Annotated in this window: 14 protein-coding genes; 7 read left to right on the forward strand and 7 right to left on the reverse strand. The window is 61.3% G+C overall.

Translation table 11 applies throughout. The features are described 5' to 3' along the window. The 4 genes from HRF45_07805 to HRF45_07820 all read left to right on the forward strand — a co-directional run. Nucleotides 1-694 (forward strand): DUF362 domain-containing protein (locus HRF45_07805; GenBank protein ID MEP0766426.1); only part of this gene is annotated, 694 nt, incomplete at its 5' end. A 9-nt stretch (nucleotides 695-703) separates the two neighbouring features. Continuing rightward, nucleotides 704-2353: a 4Fe-4S binding protein gene (locus tag HRF45_07810; protein MEP0766427.1), complete on the forward strand. Its 1650-nt coding sequence runs from the start codon at nucleotides 704-706 to the stop codon at nucleotides 2351-2353. Between the two features lie 4 nt (nucleotides 2354-2357). Next, nucleotides 2358-3347, forward strand: coding sequence for a DUF362 domain-containing protein (locus tag HRF45_07815; protein MEP0766428.1), 990 nt, complete (start codon nucleotides 2358-2360; stop codon nucleotides 3345-3347). After that, on the forward strand, nucleotides 3344-3871 hold the full coding sequence (locus HRF45_07820) for a hypothetical protein (protein ID MEP0766429.1): 528 nt from the start codon (nucleotides 3344-3346) through the stop codon (nucleotides 3869-3871). Before HRF45_07815 ends, HRF45_07820 begins: the two co-directional genes overlap by 4 nt. A 96-nt stretch (nucleotides 3872-3967) precedes the next feature. Here the strand turns inward: HRF45_07820 and erpA are convergent, their stop codons facing one another. The 3 genes from erpA to HRF45_07835 form a co-directional block, all read right to left on the reverse strand. Further along, nucleotides 3968-4348: an iron-sulfur cluster insertion protein ErpA gene (gene erpA / locus HRF45_07825; GenBank protein MEP0766430.1), complete on the reverse strand. Its 381-nt coding sequence runs from the start codon at nucleotides 4346-4348 to the stop codon at nucleotides 3968-3970. 157 nt (nucleotides 4349-4505) lie between these two features. After that, on the reverse strand, nucleotides 4506-5285 hold the full coding sequence (locus tag HRF45_07830; GenBank protein ID MEP0766431.1) for a hypothetical protein: 780 nt from the start codon (nucleotides 5283-5285) through the stop codon (nucleotides 4506-4508). Nucleotides 5286-5300: 15 nt separating this feature from the next. Continuing rightward, on the reverse strand, nucleotides 5301-5960 hold the full coding sequence (locus HRF45_07835; GenBank protein MEP0766432.1) for a zf-HC2 domain-containing protein: 660 nt from the start codon (nucleotides 5958-5960) through the stop codon (nucleotides 5301-5303). A 150-nt stretch (nucleotides 5961-6110) separates the two neighbouring features. On the opposite strand from HRF45_07835, the gene HRF45_07840 reads away from it, so the two are divergent. Both HRF45_07840 and HRF45_07845 read left to right on the forward strand, forming a co-directional pair. Continuing rightward, nucleotides 6111-8153, forward strand: a complete 2043-nt coding sequence (locus tag HRF45_07840; protein MEP0766433.1) for a right-handed parallel beta-helix repeat-containing protein — start codon at nucleotides 6111-6113, stop codon at nucleotides 8151-8153. Continuing rightward, nucleotides 8150-9211, forward strand: coding sequence for a hypothetical protein (locus HRF45_07845; GenBank protein ID MEP0766434.1), 1062 nt, complete (start codon nucleotides 8150-8152; stop codon nucleotides 9209-9211). The genes HRF45_07840 and HRF45_07845 overlap by 4 nt, the downstream gene beginning before the upstream one ends. A 324-nt stretch (nucleotides 9212-9535) precedes the next feature. Here HRF45_07845 and HRF45_07850 read toward each other — a convergent pair whose 3' ends face one another. The 3 genes from HRF45_07850 to HRF45_07860 form a co-directional block, all read right to left on the reverse strand. Further along, nucleotides 9536-11215: a PD40 domain-containing protein gene (locus HRF45_07850; GenBank protein MEP0766435.1), complete on the reverse strand. Its 1680-nt coding sequence runs from the start codon at nucleotides 11213-11215 to the stop codon at nucleotides 9536-9538. Nucleotides 11216-11359: 144 nt separating this feature from the next. Then, a complete protein-coding gene (gene pckA, locus HRF45_07855; protein MEP0766436.1) occupies nucleotides 11360-13021 on the reverse strand; it encodes a phosphoenolpyruvate carboxykinase (ATP) in 1662 nt (553 codons plus the stop codon). After that, a complete protein-coding gene (locus tag HRF45_07860; GenBank protein MEP0766437.1) occupies nucleotides 13018-14235 on the reverse strand; it encodes a pyridoxal phosphate-dependent aminotransferase in 1218 nt (405 codons plus the stop codon). Before HRF45_07860 ends, pckA begins: the two co-directional genes overlap by 4 nt. A gap of 288 nt (nucleotides 14236-14523) precedes the next feature. Here HRF45_07860 and HRF45_07865 point away from each other — a divergent pair, with 288 nt between their 5' ends. Beyond that, nucleotides 14524-15276: a DUF1638 domain-containing protein gene (locus HRF45_07865; GenBank protein ID MEP0766438.1), complete on the forward strand. Its 753-nt coding sequence runs from the start codon at nucleotides 14524-14526 to the stop codon at nucleotides 15274-15276. Here the strand turns inward: HRF45_07865 and HRF45_07870 are convergent. Then, nucleotides 15254-16804, reverse strand: coding sequence for a sodium/solute symporter (locus HRF45_07870; GenBank protein MEP0766439.1), 1551 nt, complete (start codon nucleotides 16802-16804; stop codon nucleotides 15254-15256). The two genes, HRF45_07865 and HRF45_07870, sit on opposite strands and share 23 nt — an antisense overlap. Nucleotides 16805-16945: the final 141 nt, after the last annotated feature.

The following is a 16945-nucleotide window of genomic DNA, read 5'->3' on the forward strand; positions in this document are numbered from 1 at the left end:
GGTGCTGAAGCCGAACATTGGCTGGCAGCGCCTTCCCGACCAAGCCGCAAACACGAACCCCGAAGTAGTGGCCGCCGTCGTGCGCATGTGCAAGAAGGCCGGTGCGTCGCGGGTGCTCATCGTGGAGCACACGTGCGACCAGCCCTCCGACATCTGCTTCGAGATGAGCGGCATTCAACAGGCGGTGCGCGAGGTGGGGGGCGAAATCATCGCCGCCAACCGCGAGTCGCAGTACGAGCCGCTGGACCTACCCTATGCGCGCGAGATGATGGCAGCAACCGTGGCGAAGGAGGTGCGCCGCGCCGACTGCTTCATCAACATCCCCATCGCGAAGGACCACAGCCAAGCGCGCCTGAGCATCGGCATGAAGAACCTGATGGGGGTGGTCTGGGACCGGCAGGAATGGCACCGCTCGCGCTCGCTGGACCAGTGCATCGCCGACTACCTAACAGGCGTGCGGCCGCACCTGACCATCGTGGACGCGGTGCGCATCTTGGTCGGCATGGGCCCGAAGGGGCCGGGACCTACCAAGGACACGCAGCAGATCATCGCATCGGTGGACGCAGTCGCAGCGGATGCCTACGCGGCTACACTATTCGGGCTAGGTGCAGCCGACGTGGAGTATCTGCGTATTGCAGGAGAGATGGGCCTGGGCGAGACGGATACTAACAAGATGAAGGTCCTGCGGGCGTAGGGGCATCGGGTGCCGACCACCGAAGCGACCACGAGAACGAAACGCAAGCGCTGGACAATGCGCGCCTCGCGTCGCTGGGTGCAGGTCGCATTCTTATTGCTGTTTCTGTGGCTCATCGTGGTAACAGTCTTCCCGTTGCGCTCGGTCATCCCCCCCGATCTCTTCCTGCGAGCCGACCCGCTGGTCGCGCTGACCGCGATGCTCGCCTCTCGTGCCTGGTTGTCGGAAGCAGCGACGTACTCAGGAGTGATAGTTGTAGGCACGGTGTTGTTCGGGCGCTTCTTCTGCGGGTGGGTGTGCCCGATGGGCACGGTGATCGACCTCTCGGACCGCTATCTCATCCACAAAAAGCGCGAGCAGGGCGAGAGCCGCGCACGCAACTTGAAGTACTACCTGTTAGGTGGTCTCGCAGTTGCTGCGCTGTTCTCTTCGCAGGTCACCTACTTCTTCGATCCGATCAGCCTCGTCACGCGCACCGTGATATGGGTGTTGGTGCCTGCGTTCACCATGGTCGGGCATTGGGTGCAGGCGCAACCCATCGTGTACGATATTGCGCCGGCGCTGGCTCAGTCGAGGCTGATCACCGAGATCGTGCCGCACTTTCGCTTGGGTTGGGTGGCGGTGCTGCTGTTTGCTGGCATCCTGGCATTGGGGCTGATTTCCCAGCGTTTTTGGTGCCGTAACCTCTGTCCTCTAGGGGCCTTGTTAGCACTGCTCTCGCGATGGGGGCTCGTGCGTCGCACCGTGAGCGATGACGCATGCACTGGCTGCTCTGCTTGTGACCGCTTCTGCAAGATGGGTGCTATCAAGGCCGATCCAAAACATTACCAAGCAACCGAGTGCATCTACTGCTTCAACTGCGTGGAGGTTTGCGCGCCGCGCGGCACGTCATTCCCGATCCGGTTAGGGACGCAGCAGTTTCACACCGAGCTCGACCTGTCTAGGCGCAGGCTCCTCGGTGCTGCTGCGGGCGGACTGCTTTTCGCGGCGCTGGCCAAGAGCGACCCCGGCTCGAAGCGCAGCGGCAATACGCAGATTCGGGTCTCCAGCCCCGGCCTGATCCGCCCGCCTGGCAGCGCGCCGGAAGACGAGTTCCTCGACCTGTGCACGCGTTGCGGGCTCTGCATGAAGGCCTGTCCGACGAATGGCCTGCAGCCCGCTCTCGGCGAAGCCGGCCTGGAGGGCCTTTGGACGCCGGTGCTCGTTCCGCGAATCGGCTACTGCTCCCAGCACTGTACGCTCTGCGGTCAAACCTGTCCTACGGACGCCATCCGGGAGTTCTCGGCGGCCGAAAAGAAGTATCTGTACATCGGGACCGCGTTCATAGACCGCAGCACCTGCCTGGTGTGGGCCAACGACAAGCACTGCTTGGTTTGCGATGAGGTGTGCTCTTACCGCGCCCTGCACTGGAAGGTAGTGGACGGACGTCGAAGGCCCTTCGTGGACGAGGGAAAGTGTACGGGCTGCGGCGAATGTGAGACCAAGTGTCCGATCCAACCGGTGGCGGCCATCCGAGTGACGTCCATCGGCGACAAGAGGCATCTGCCGCGCGAACGGCAACGGGCGAATTTCGAGGCGGCGGAGCGCGCCGCCAAGTCGCGCCCTCCCTCCGAGGGCGCGCCGACCCCCGACCGACCTTCACCCTATGGAGGGAAGTAGCGAAATGGACACAGGGCAATCCAGAAGAGAGTTTCTGAAGAGTGCTGCGGCCGCCGGGCTAGGCCTGGCTATCGGAGGTAGGGCGACCGGGGTGCTACAGGAGAAGGCACAGGCCAAGGCGACCGTCGTTGTAGTTCGCAACGCGGACGCGCAGGACTCCGAGCATCGCTATCGGGCGGATGTCGTGAAAAAGATGGTGTTCGAGGCGGTGCGTAGGCTGAGTGGAGAGAGTACCGACAAGGCGGCGTGGAGTCGCTACTTCAAGCCTAGCGACGTGGTAGGTATCAAGCTCAACTGCCTCTTCGGCATGAACGCCTCTACGCATCCCGAGGTGGCATACGCCGTCGCGGAGGGCATTCAGCTAGCTGGCGTGAAGCCGGAGAACATCATCTTGTGGGATCGCAGCGACGGCGACCTGGCGAAGTCGGGCTACGAGATCAACCGCGACGGGCCCGGCATCCGTTGCTATGGGACCAACGGAGAGTACGAGGAGAACAATACGCAGCAAGGGTCGTTCAACGGGAAGCTGACGAGAATCCTAACAGAGCGCATCACTGCACTGGCAAACGTCCCGATCCTGAAGGATCATGGCACCGCGGGTGTTACCATCGCGTTCAAGAACCACTATGGCACGTGTAACAATCCGGGCGCGCACCACGGCAACAACTGCGATCCCTACCTCGCCGATCTGAACAACGTGCCCGCGATCAAAGACAAGACCCGACTCGTCATCTGTGATGCCATCCGAGCATTGTGCAATGGCGGACCGGGCCTCAATCCTAAGTATCTGTGGGATCAGAACTGCATCCTGGCTGCAACCGACCCTGTAGCGCTCGACTACGTCGGATGGCGGATGATCGAGGACCGCCGCAAGGAAGTGGGCCTTCCTTCTCTAGCCGATGCTGGTAGGCCCGTTAGGCACCTGGCAACCGCCGAGAAACTCGGCTTAGGCATTGCAGACCCCGCACGGATCTCCATGGTGACGATCGGATGATGGCGCGAACACTGTTAGTATTCCTCTGCCTCGCAGTCGTCGCCGCTGCATATGGCCAGGGAGAGAGCTCGAAGGCTGCACGCGCACTTCCCGCCGCCTCGGAGCTGACAGGTTGGCAGGAGGTGAAGGGGTCCTATCAGTACGGCACGGGCGACGGGTTGACCGCTATTTACAACGGCGGTTACATGATGTATGTGAATGCCGGAGTGGTGGAGGCGGCGCAGAGACTGTACCGGAAGGACAAGCTGTACCTGACGATTACCACTCACACGATGCGCACCGCCAACGCGGCGTCGGCATTTCTGCAGCACTGGGAGAAGGCCAACGCGAAGGAGAAGCGCGAGAGCACCCCCGGGCGAGGAAAGGGCTTCGTCGTGATGGTAGGTGGCGCGACGAACGTGTACTGGGTGCAAGGTGGATACTTCGTGACCATTATGGTCACGGGATCGGATGCTGCCGCAAAGAAGGAAGCCCTTGCCGCACTGGCAGTCGTGGCCAAAAAGACTGCCGCCCCGGCGAAGTAGGTGCCATACCTCCCTCTCCCTTGCCCATATGGCGAAGGCCGCTCGGCAAGTGCCGAGCGGCCTATTCTGCTTGCGAGCCTCCGTACAAACCGCTAGCTACATGCCGCGGCAGCCTCCGCAACCGCCGCCCGCGGCACCTTCGCCTTCTTCCGTCGCGAACGAGCTCCCGCAACCGCAAGATGCCGCCGCGTTCGGGTTCTCGATCTTGAACCCGCCGCCTAGAACGTCCTCCACGTAATCGACCTCCGAACCTGCCATGTAGCTCAGGCTCAAAGAGTCGATCAACACCCGAACGCCCTGGCTGTCGAACGTCTGGTCGTTCTCGTCGGGCTGGCCATCGTCAATGGCCATGCCGTACTGCAGGCCCGAGCAGCCGCCTCCCGCAACCCACACGCGCAGGAACGCCTCCGGCTTGTTCTGCTCGTTTAGAAGGTTCTTGATCTCGGTCGCTGCGCGCTCCGTCAAGGTTATGGACATCTCACACTCCTCCAAAATCCGCCGATACCTTACCACATACTACGGATTTTAGCTAGCCTAAGTAATCGGGCGGCCCGTTCGGCCCACCGATTCCGGCAAAGAGAACGGCCCCGGCTGCCGGATGAGGCGACGGGGCCGCGAGCGGGGCGGGACGAGTTCAGCTCTTCGTTGTAATCGGCTTCACCCAGTAACCACACGAGGGGCAGTACTTCCAGAGCTCTTTGAGTTCGTGCTTGCAGTTGGGACACTTCATCGAGACTGCCGGCTGTGGCGCAGGCGCCACATTTGCCTTGCCCGCCGTTTCGATCACGACCGAAGGCTTTTCGGCTGCCGGCGTGGTCGTCGTCGCCTTCCCGATTCGAATCGAGCCGTCCAGCATCGGCTCCCATGAGAGCTGAGCGGCCTTCGTCAGGGTGTCCAGCGCATACCGTAGCGTGACGTTGGAGAAGGAAACATTGACGAGGTAGTTGGGCACGGTGGGCTCGACGCGGATCTGCATCCCTGCGAGCTTCCCGAGCGAAGAGAAGGCGTTGGTCAGGGCGATCTTCTGGTCTTTCAGCGTGACGATGCGACTGAGAATGGCCTGCCAGTCGAAGTCGGAGCCAAGGCGTCCGCTCGGGGCGACCACCACCGGCTGAGGACCTATGTAGTACACGCCGTCACGGATCTCGTAGTGCAGCTTCGCCTGCTGCAGCAACAGGTTGAACGCGGCGTCGAACTCGACATCGTACACGGACATATAGAGCTGGTGGCGCACCGAGCTGTCCAGTATGTAGTTCTTGCGGGCCTGGGTGAAAAGGCTATGAATGGCATCACGCACATCGCGGCCAGAGGACTCGATGCTGTACTTGGGCGCGGAATCGGAAGTTGCGGCCGCATCCTGCGCGGGTGCAGTCATCACGAGGAAGGCGGCAATCGCGAGCACTACCCATCTCATATCGCGTTCTACTCCTTATTGCGGGATGTTCGACCCGGCACGGCGCACGACCGAGCCGGACGGGTCCAGGATTTCCACTTCGGATCGGGGTTGCGGTTTGCTGGGCACGGCGCTTGGTGCAGGTCGCCGGACTGCGGGCTGAGCCGTCTTCCGTGGTAGTTTCGGTTGGGGCTTGGTGGACGGCTTCGGCGGCTCCGGGGTGGCTTTCACGGCTTCCGCGGGCGGCGCCTTCGTGTCGGCCACGCGTCCACCGCTCGCAGGCGGAGGCGCCTGCCTGTTCGAAACCGGCTCGCTCATCGGTGGCTTCGCCTCTCCAACACCCATAGTGGTGGCCTTCGGGCCCAGGAGGTTGTCCGTGGGATTCGCCAACCGCCACAGGTAGGCAGAGGCGAAGAGAGCAGCAACCAGAACCACGGACAAGGCCACGCCGAGGGGCCGGTTGACTCGAGGCACGAGACCCAGCGCAGCGAGCGCCTCCTGCAGGTCCTCCTCCGAGGCGTTACGGGCCAGCAGCTCGTTCAAAAGCCCCCGCTTCTCCGCAACCGCCTGCTTGCACTTATCGCAAGAAGCGATGTGTCGTTCGAACTGCTGGACTCGAGCTTCTGGGTCCAGGTCCCCGGTGAGATACCGGGTGATCCAGCCCTGATACTTCCGGCACTGCAGACGTTTCAGCATCAGCCTTGACAAACCGCTCTAAGTTTCGCGGCGACACGCGTGCGCGCGCCGCGTAGTGTGATTGTCGGCACAAACGCCGCACCTCTTCAGCAGGTGTGAGCAGGTTGAAAGAGAACCGAATGGATAGCGCAACGTGCAGGTGTCCAGACTATGATCCTCTCTCTCGCTCTCTCGGTGGTCACGATGACGGTTCCCACGACCGTGAGCGGCGGTGCCATCACGTACTATGTGTCCCCGAAGGGCAATGACGCGTGGACCGGGAAGCTCCCTGAGCCGAATCGTGACCGCACCGACGGGCCCTTCGCGCGGCTCGAGCGTGCCCGTGACGCGATCCGTGCGATGCGACGGAGAGAGGGCGGGCTGATGCAGCCGGTGCGCGTCCAACTGCGCGCTGGCACGTACTACTTGACACGCACATTCGAACTCGGTCCCTCGGACTCGGGCACCGCAGCCTGCCCGATCAGCTACGAAGCGTATCCCGGCGAGCGGCCCGTGCTGAGTGGCGGCCTTCGGCTGAGCGGACTGCGGGAAACGCGTGTCAACGACAGGCTGGCCTGGACCGTCGAGGTGCCTACCAAGGCCATGCTGCCTCTGCCCTTTCGTCAGCTCTTCGTCAACGGCGAGCGGCGATTCCGATCCCGTCTGCCCAAGGATGGGTACTACCGAATCGAGTCACTCCCGGATCTGAAGGATGGCCAGCCCTGGAACGAAGGTCAGAACCGGTTCGTTTTCGCACCCGGTGACGTACGTGCCTGGAGCCACGCTGCCGACGTGGACGTAGTAGCGTTGCACTTCTGGATCGAGTCGCGAATGCGAATCGCCTCCGTGGACGAGGGAACGAGGATCGTCACACTAGACCGTAAGAGTACGTTCCGCATGTCCGACGATTTCGCTGCGGACCGTGGGGCGCGGTACTACCTGGAGAACGTGTACGAAGCTCTGACAGAACCAGGCACGTGGCACCTCGCAAGCCGGGACGGCGTGCTGACGTACCTACCCATCCCCGGCGAATCACCCAGCAGAACACTGATGGTAGTGCCGAGGCTGACGACGCTACTTCGCCTGGCGGGTGATACGGGTACAGACCAGAGCGTCGAGCATGTGTCGTTGCGAGGTCTGACGTTCCAACACACCGAGTTCTCCTATCCCGACGGCGATGCCGGCTCGGTCCAGGCGGCATTCGAGGTCCCCGGCGCGATCGTATTGAAAGGAGCGCGCCGATGCGCGATGGTGAACTGCGAGGTGTCGCAGATAGGTACCTATGCCATCGAAGTAGGTCCCGGCTGCGAGGACGTGTCCGTACGAGCATGCCGCATCACCGACATGGGAGCGGGAGGCATCAAGGTGCAGCCGGGCAGCATCCGGACCACCATATGCGACTGTGACATCGGTGATGGCGGTAAGCTGTTTCACAGCGCAGTCGGAGTGTGGATCGGGAACAGCGGTCATAACAACGTGCTGCACAATCACATCCACCACCTCGACTACACGGGCGTATCGGTCGGCTGGGTATGGGGCTACGGAGAGAGCAAAGCGGTGCGCAACATAGTAGAGAAGAACCACATTCACGACGTCGGCCGCGGGGTATTGAGCGACCTAGCCGGCGTGTACACGCTGGGGGTCTCCCCCGGTACGCGAGTGGTCGGCAATCTCATTCACGACTGCATCTCTTACAGCTACGGAGGGTGGGGGCTGTACACCGATGAAGGGAGCTCTCACATCCTCCTAGAAAACAACCTCGTGTACCGCACCAAAACGGGCGGATTCCACCAGCACTATGGACGCGAGAACGTGATACGTAACAACATCTTCGCCTTCTCGCAGGAGTGGCAGCTGCAGCGCAGTCGAGTGGAGGAGCACATCTCGTTTCGCTTCCTGCGCAACATAGTCTACTACGAGCAGGGTGACCTGCTCGGGGGAAACTGGGCGGATGACCGATTCGAGATGGAGAGTAACCTATACTTCGACCGCTCGGGACGAGAGGTGAGATTCGGGCAGGTCGGATGGAGCGAATGGCAGTCGCGAGGGCATGATCTTGCAAGCAAGGTCGCCGACCCCCTGTTCGTGGACCCGGATCGAGGGGACTTCCGCCTGAAAGACGGGTCCCCCGCGTTGGTATTGGGCTTCCGACCTATAGACCTAACTGACATCGGGCCGCGCGTGGCGGTCGGACCGGAAGGAGTAAGCAAGTGACTAGCAAGGAACGATTCCAGCGCATGTTCGAGCACAGGGAGGCTGACCGAATACCTGTCATAGACAGCCCGTGGGCCGCGACTATCGAGCGTTGGCATGCCGAGGGTATGCCCGAGGACGTAGACTACGTGGAGTTCTTCGACCTCGACCGCACCGCGCACATCGGCGTGGACATCAGCCCACGCTATGAGCAGAAGGTGATCGAAGAGACGGACGAGTATGTGATACGCACCTCCTCGTATGGGGTCACTATGAAGGATTGGAAGCACGCTGCGTCCGTGCCCGAATTCCTCGACTTCACCATCCGAGACCCCGACACGTGGCAAGAGGCCAAACGCAGAATGACCACCGAGCCCGACCGAGTGGACTGGGCATACCTGGCAGAGAACTACCCGAAGTGGAAGGCAGAAGGTAGGTGGATCATAGCGGGATTGTGGTTCGGATTCGACGTGACTCACTCCTGGACGGTGGGAACCGAACGCGTGCTGATGGCGCTGGTCGATCAGCCGGAGTGGCTCTTCGACATGTTCAACACTTTCCTGGATGTGAACCTCGCGCTCTTGGAACAGGTGTGGGATGCGGGGTACCACTTCGATGCTGTGACGTGGCCGGACGACGTGGGCTACAAAGGCCACACTTTTTTCTCGCCGAAGACCTACCGCGAGCTACTCAAACCCGTACAGAAGCGCGCATGTGACTGGGCGCATGAACGTGGTGTGCACACCCATCTACATTCATGCGGTTACGTAGAGCCATTTCTCCCCGACTTCCTGGAAATCGGTATCGAGGCTCTGAACCCGCTGGAGGTGAAGGCAGGCATGGACCCCATACGCATCAAGCAGCTCTATGGCGACCGCTTGGTGCTACATGGGGGTATCAACGCTGTGTTGTGGGATGATCGGGATGCGATCCAAGCCGAGATGGAACGCGTGATTCCGGTGGTGAAGGAAAATGGCGGATACATCTTCTCGTCCGATCACTCGGTGCCGTCCAGTGTCAGCTTGGAAAACTTCCGAGCCATCACCTCACTCGCCAAGAAGCTTGGCAGCTACTCCTAGATGCCATACCCCCTGTCTGCTCTTTCGTTGCAGACTGCTTGTTCATGCCTCCATCCGCCCACGGATGGGAGCACTCGGACCTTGTTACTGCAAGCAACTTCGCGGGGCTTATGCTAACATCAACCGTCATGCCGAGCAAGGATCACTCTACCCGTCATGCTGAGCCTGTCGAAGCATGCAGCCAAGTGCCCCGATGGTAGTAGCTCGGGTGAACAGCACGCGACAAGTGGGGTCATGCTTCGACAGGCTCAGCATGACAGCTTGCTTCCGTTACTCGAGAGGGCGATCCAAAGGGCACATAGTTACTCCCTAAGTAGCCACCTCTTACGGGTCTCCCTCCTGGCCGAAAGCGAGTAGCACGATGTTCAGGTCTGACAGCCCCACCTGGCCGGACTCGTCCAAGTCCGAGGGACCGGACCCGCCGAAAGACGCCAGCACCGCGTTCAAATCCAGCAGGTCTACGCGATTATCCGGAACCGCATCGCCGTTGCTCAGCACAAACATCACACCGGACCTATCACCATCGGTCGTATCCACGACGATGCTCCGTCGCAGCCAGTGCGAGGGCTTCGCCGACACCACCAGCAATCCACGCGGCGCTTGCAGCGAGTAGACGGCATTCTCTCCTAGCAGCACCGTCGCTTCACTGTATGGGTGCGACCAGCCAGCATAGCCCAGTCGGAACACCACCTCGGACGGGCCCACGCTGCCCGTCGGCAAGCCGAAGTCCACCGCGCCGCTGATCGTCGCACGGCCTGCCGGCACTCTCGCGAACACGTCACTGACACCATTCGTGTCACCTTCGACCAGGTTGGAAGCGGTGCTCTGGAACGCCACCACCGAGCCATCGGCCGAGCAGGAGGGACCCAGAGATGGTCCGTTGCCCTCATCGCCCGCGCTCGATACGCTCACACGATGCGTCCGCCCCGCGAGCCGGTCCCGAGCGAACAAATCCGTCTCGCCGTTCGTATCACCAGTCACCGCATCCGCCGCATTCGACCAGAACGCTACGATTCTTCCGTCGGCACTCACAGAAGGCACTGCGGACGGCCCGGTCAGCTCGGTCCCCCAATCCGAAACACTAACACGCTCGATCTGCCCGCTCGCTGCATCCCACACGAAAATGTCCGATCTACCGTTGGTGTCCCCGGGCACGAGATCACTGGCATCGCTCTCGAAGGCCACGACCAGTCCCGCCAAGCTCACGTCCACGTCGCGTGTCCACCCATTGCCCGCACCCACGCGTAACGTCACACCTGTCAACCGGTCGTGCAGGAAGGCATCGGAGTAGCCGTTCGTGTCTCCTGGCACCAGGTTGCTGGCATAGCTGATCATAGCCACGTAGCGGCCGTCCGGACTGATCACGCCTATGGTCGTCTGCCCGTTCGCCTGCGCCCCCTGCGAGGAGATGGACACACGGTCGGTCACACCCGAAAGCCTGTCGTGCACGAAGATGTCCTTCACCCCGTTCGTATCATCCGGCACCAGGTCGTTCGCGAGCGACATGAAGCACACGTAACGGCCGTCGTGCGAGAGCGACGGCCCCATCGAGAAGCCATTGCCCTGCGCGCCGGCGCTCGAAACGCTGACTCTCTCCGTCACGCCGGTGGTTCGATCATGGACGAACACGTCCCACGTCCCGTTCGTGTCATTCGGCACGAGGTTCGATGCGCGGCTCGTGAAGGCCGCATGGCGGCCATCACCACTTATCGCGGGCTCGCCGCTCTCGTCGTTCGCCTCCTCTCCGAGCGACGACACGTTCACCCTGGCGGTGACACCTGTGTCGCGATCACGCACGAATACGTCGCGGATACCGTTCGTGTCGTCCGGCACCAGGTCGCTCGCTAGGCTGAGAAACGTGACGAGGCGCCCGTCCGCGCTGACCGAAGGCGAGAAGGACGCGCCGCCGCCCTGGTGGCCCGTCGAGGACACCGACACTCGCTCGGTGCTCACGCCGTGTGCAACGGCGGCAAGCACCACGAAGAACCACCAACTCCCCCGCATCCCGATATGATACAGCAAGTTCGGCCGTGTGTAGAGGTAAGTCGAATCAAAGCGATCGCTTCGCTTCGACTTCAGCGTCCTTTGCGCTGGTGCCGAAATGCTGAAACGCAGCGAACGCTCCGATCTGCGACGTGGAACACCGCCTTAGACCCTGACTTGCGAAAGGCGAAGAGGCCCGGCGGCCCGCACGTCCTCGGCACAGTCCTCCGAGAAAAGTTTGAAGTTCTCGATGAATCGTGCAGCCAGTGCGTCGTACCTTTTCCAGTACTCGTCCTTGTTGCCCCAGCTATTGGACGGGTCCAGCACGTCCTCCGGCACTTCCGGGCAGCTCAACGGCACCTCGAACCCGAACAGCCGGTCCTTCCGATACTCGACGCTCAGCAGGCTGCCATCCAACGCAGCGTTCAGCAAGTTGCGCGTGTGCCGGATGCTGATGCGGCGGCCCACACCAAACGGCCCGCCGACCCATCCAGTGTTCACTAGCCACACGTTCACACCGAACTTCTCGATTTTGCGTCGCAGCAGCTCGGCATACTCCGACGGTCTGCGCACCATGAACGGCGCACCGAAGCAGGTGCTGAAGGTGATCTCCGGCTCGATGCCGAGCCCTATCTCCGTCCCGGCTATCTTCGATGTGTACCCACTAACAAAGTGGTACATCGCTTGTGAGGTGCTCAATCGGGCGATGGGAGGCATGACACCGGAGGCGTCGCACGTTAGGAAGATGATGTTCTTCGGGTGCGTCCGTGTCATCTTCTCGGGCAGCGCGTTCTCTATGTACTCCAGGGGATAGGATGCTCGCGTGTTCTCCGTGATGGCATCATCGTCCAAGTCTAACCGCCTACTCACGGGATCGTACACTACATTCTCGATGATCGTGCCGAACCGGCGGGTGCATGCATAGATCTGCGGCTCGTGCTCTGCCGAAAGACGTATCACCTTCGCATAACAGCCGGCCTCGAAGTTGAACACCCCTTCGTCGCTCCAACCGTGCTCGTCGTCCCCTATCAGACCACGCTTCGGATCGGCGGAGAGGGTGGTCTTTCCCGTTCCACTCAGGCCGAAGAAAAGCGCGACGTCGCCTTCCGATCCCACGTTGGCGGAGCAGTGCATGGGCATCACGCCGCTATCGGGCAGCAGGAAGTTCAGCACGGTGAAGATCGTCTTCTTGATCTCCCCACCATATGCACTACCACAGATGAGTGCCAGCCGCTGCGAGAAGTCTATAATGATCGCTGTTTCGCTTCGAGTCCCATCTAGCCGCGGGTCGGTCTTGAAAGATGGAATCGCTAGGACGGTGAATTCCGGAGCGTGCTTCTTCAGCTCGTCTCGGTTCTCCGTGGTGATGAACATGTTACGCGCAAAGAGGCTATGCCATGCTTTGGTTGTGATGATTCGGATAGGCATGCGATATTCAGGGTCCGCACCGGCATAGCAGTCTTGGACGAACACCTCCTCTCCCTGCAGGTATGCCTGCACGCGCCCGAGCAGCGAGTTGAACTTCTCTTGGCTGAATGGACGGTTGTACTCCCCCCACCAGACCTTGTCCGTGGTGGAATACTCCTGGACTACGAACTTGTCTGCAGCAGCCCTGGCCGTGTGTTTCCCAGTGTTCACGATCATCGGGCCCATGTATGCCAGCTTGCACTCGCCGCGGAAGACCGCCTCCTCATACAGCGCTGGAGTCGGCAGATTCCAGTACACGCGATCGAGGTCCACCAGTCCTATGTTAGCCAACTTGAAGTCGGCAGCCAGCTCACCGGCCTGCTTCGACGCGGGGGTGTCGAACTCCAGATACTTCTTCATGCCCAGTCCCTCACCAACTTGCGATCGCCGATGTAAAGCTCGTTCGGCGAGTTCGGATCGAGCGCCCACTTCATACGCTCGATGCCCTCGCGAATCTCCTTGATGGTGCCGCAGTAGCTAAGACGCAGATGCCCGTCCATACCGAACTCGGATCCCGGTACCGTAACGACTTGCACCTTCTTCAGCAGCGTCTCCGCGAGGCGCGTCGAGTTCTTGTCGTATACGCTGAAGTCGGCGAAGCAGTAGAACGTACCATCCGGCTTGGTCACCTTCACTCCCTCGAAGGACTTCAGCCGGTCTACCATCACGTTGCGGTTGTTCTCGAGCGTCATACGCAAACTTTCCACGCTGGTCTGCACGCCGTTCAGTGCCGCTGCCGCAGCTAACTGCAGCACCACCGAAGGCCCGGAAGTCTGATGACCCTGGATGTTGGCCATCACTTCTACTAACCGCTTGTTAGCGATGGCCCATCCTATGCGGAAGCCTGTCATCGCATACATCTTCGAGACCCCGTTCACTACTACCAACTTAGAGTTCTCGCCGAGGTCTTTCGCGAACTCGTAGCAGTTGATCGGTTTTTTCCCATCGAAGATCAGCCGGTGGTAGATGTCGTCCATGATCAGGTAGAAGCCACGATCCTCGCAGAACTGCACGATCTCTGCGATGAACTCCTTCGGATACATCGCACCCGTGGGGTTGTTCGGGCTATTGATGATCACGGCCTTCGTGTACGGCCCCACCTTCGCCTCGATGTCCTTCAATCGCGGGTAGAATGACCCGTCTTCGGCATATACCGGAACCGGAATCCCACCGCATAGCTTAACCATCTCGGGATAGCTGACCCAGTACGGTGCAGGGAAGATCACCTCGTACTGCGGGTCCAGAATGGCTTGCAGGCACACCATGATCGCCTGCTTCGCGCCGCTCGAAGCAATCACGTTCTCCGGCTCCACATGCCTGCCGTAGAACTCCTCGGTGTAGCGAATAATCGCTTTCTTCAGCGCCGGAACGCCGTCCGGTGGCGTGTAGCGGACCTCGCCCGTGTTGACGAGCCCCGTAGCTCCGAGGATGGCGTCGATGGGCGACTTGCTCTTCGGCTCGCCGCCGCCGAGGTGGATGACGGGATCGCCCTTTTCGCGCATAAGGGCGGCGATGACGTTCAGTCGAAGCGTTGGCGATGCGGAGATAGATTTCCCGATTTGGCTAATGCTCATGTCGCATGTTTTGCCCTGCGCGGCAGCCACGCCCGTTCGACAACGATCCAATGCCGTGGCATCCGCGCCCGGACTGACTTGCGACGCCGTTGTCGGAAGTGGCCTGGCTGCGCTCGCCCCTGCGGCCTAAGGCCGGAGGGGGGCCTCCTTGGTCCGGTATTATTCCTCAAAAGGAGCGACCGCCGATAGCCTCCGGAGCCCTTCTTTGAGCACAATGTCACGAATCGCCCCAAGCCGCGCCCCGGACGCCTCCGCCGCAAGCAGCGCCGGAATGGACGGAGACGCCGGATGCGCCTGAAGCTGATCGCCTGCGAGGTGTTGCGGCGGGAGTTCGAGCACCTGATCGCCCACTCGCCCAACGAGGTGGAACCCCTCTTCCTGGAAAAGGGCTTGCACGACCTCGGCTCCCAACCCATGCGCCAGCGGCTACAGGCGGCGATTGATGCGGTCGTGCCGGGCTTCGACGCAGTCCTGCTCGGATATGGGCTATGTAACAACGGAACGGCGGGGCTGGTCGCACGGGATACGACACTCGTGATCCCCCGTGCACACGACTGCATCACGCTGCTGATGGGCTCGCGCGAGCGCTACGACTGGTACTTCGCGGAAAACCCCGGAACCTACTTCCTGAGCACCGGATGGATCGAGCACGAAGGCGTGAGCGAGGATCTCCGGTCGCAGACGATCCCCGCGCGAATGGGAATGGAGTGCTCGCTCGAGGACCTCATCGAGAAGTACGGCGAGGAAGAGGGTCGCTACGTATGGGAGGCGCTGTCGCCCACCCGCAACTACCGGCAGATCACCTTCATCGAGACGGGCGTCGAGCCAGACGGCACTTACGAGGCCGCGGCACGTGACCGAGCGGCAGACCATGGCTGGTCGTTCGAGAAGCTCCGGGGAGACCTATCCCTCTTCCGCCGCCTCCTCGATGGTCCGTGGGACGACGCCGACTTCCTCACCGTCCCCCCGGGCTGCACGGTCGAGCCGGACTATGGCGGCAAGATCGTGCGCCTCGCCTCTACCGAAACACGCTATAGGTGACCACCAACAGCACAATGCACACGAAGGCCCAGATCGGCCAGCGCTTGAGCAGCGGGTAGGTCGAGAGGGGCTCCTCGCGGAACTCGACCAGCGGCTCCTCCGCAATCCCGGGCCTCGGCGTCAGCAGCGAGAACACCCACCAAGCGACCAGCGCGGCCAGTGCCGCCCACGCCACTTGATAGAACGGGTTGACAGGCACCCACGGCGGCTTGCACAACTGGTTGTACACCTCGATTCCAGCCATGCAGCCCACTCCACCCACATAGGCCGCAAGCGCACCCCACAGGTTGGCCCTCTTCCAGAAAATGCCGCCGAGAAAGAGCACCACCGCGGGAGCCGCGGCGTACGAGTAGCCCTGCTGCAGGAACACGTACACCGAAGCCACATGCAACTGGTGCGCAATGAGCAGCGCGCCCGCGATCAGAATGAACCCCACGATCTTTCCCAGCCGGATTGCGTGAGCATCGGTCAGCTTCGAGTTGATCAGTCGCAGGTGGATGTCCTGCACGTACAGCGTGCTCGCCGAGTTGAGTGCGCCCTCCACGTGCGACATCATAGCTGCGACGAACGCTGCGATCACGAGCCCCTTGAAACCCACCGGAACCATGTGCTGAATCAGCGTTGGATACGCTAGGTCCGGCGACTCCAGCCCTGGGTACAGCACGGCTGCGCACATGCCGGGCAGTACTAACATGGGCGGCAGCGTGAACTTGAGAATGCCACCGCCTAGAGCGCCCAAGCGCCCCTCGTTCACCGTCCTCGCTCCTAGCACTCGCTGCAGTATCATCTGGTTGGTGCCCCAATACCACAGGCCGAGTACCGGGAGGCCCGTGAGCAGCGTGGGCCAAGGCAAGGCCGACTCAGATCCCTGGATTGCCGAGAAGTAGGTGTGCGGCAGCTTCGCATTCAGTTCCGCCCATCCACCAACCGCATGTAGGCTGGCGAAACCGAGATACAACCCACCCACGAGAATGAACCCCGCTTGCATGAAGTCCGCATACACCACGGCCCGCAACCCGCCGGCGATGGTGTAGGCTCCGGTCAGCAATCCTAACACCACGAAGATGGCAATCGGGTGCAGGTTAGTCACTTCGCCCAGCAGCAGCGAACCCACATATAGCACCGCCGGGATTTCCACCAACGCATAGATGAAAATGCAGATTACGCTGTAGACCGTGCGTGCGGACTTGCCGTAACGTCTGTCGAGATACTCCGGCAGTGTCACGATACGGTTGTGCAGATAGATCGGCAGCAGCCAGACGACCAGCACCAGGATGCATACCACTGCGATCCATTGGAAGTTAGCGAAGACGATCCCGTGCGCATACCCCGTGCCCGCCGCTCCGATGAACGCAGTCGAAGACATATCCGTGGCAAAGAGCGAGGTCATGACGAGCAGCCACGGGATGGAACGGCCGGCAAGGAAGTACTCCTCGGAGGTTTTTTGTTTCCTGCGTATGACGTGAATCGCGATGCCGAACAGCAGAACGAAGTACAGAATGATGACGATGACGTCGGCTGCGGCCATCCATTGCCTCCTGCGCCCACGCGCGGGCCGCGTCTAACCTTCGCCGCTGCGCGGCGCAAACCCTTCCTCTGTGGTCCGTATCGACACACGGAAGCACTGCTCAGCCGGCCACCGAGATTGCGCAGGAAAGGTGGCGCGCAT

Source organism: Fimbriimonadia bacterium, assembly GCA_039961735.1.
In the GTDB taxonomy this organism is placed as follows: Bacteria; Armatimonadota; Fimbriimonadia; order Fimbriimonadales; family JABRVX01; genus JABRVX01.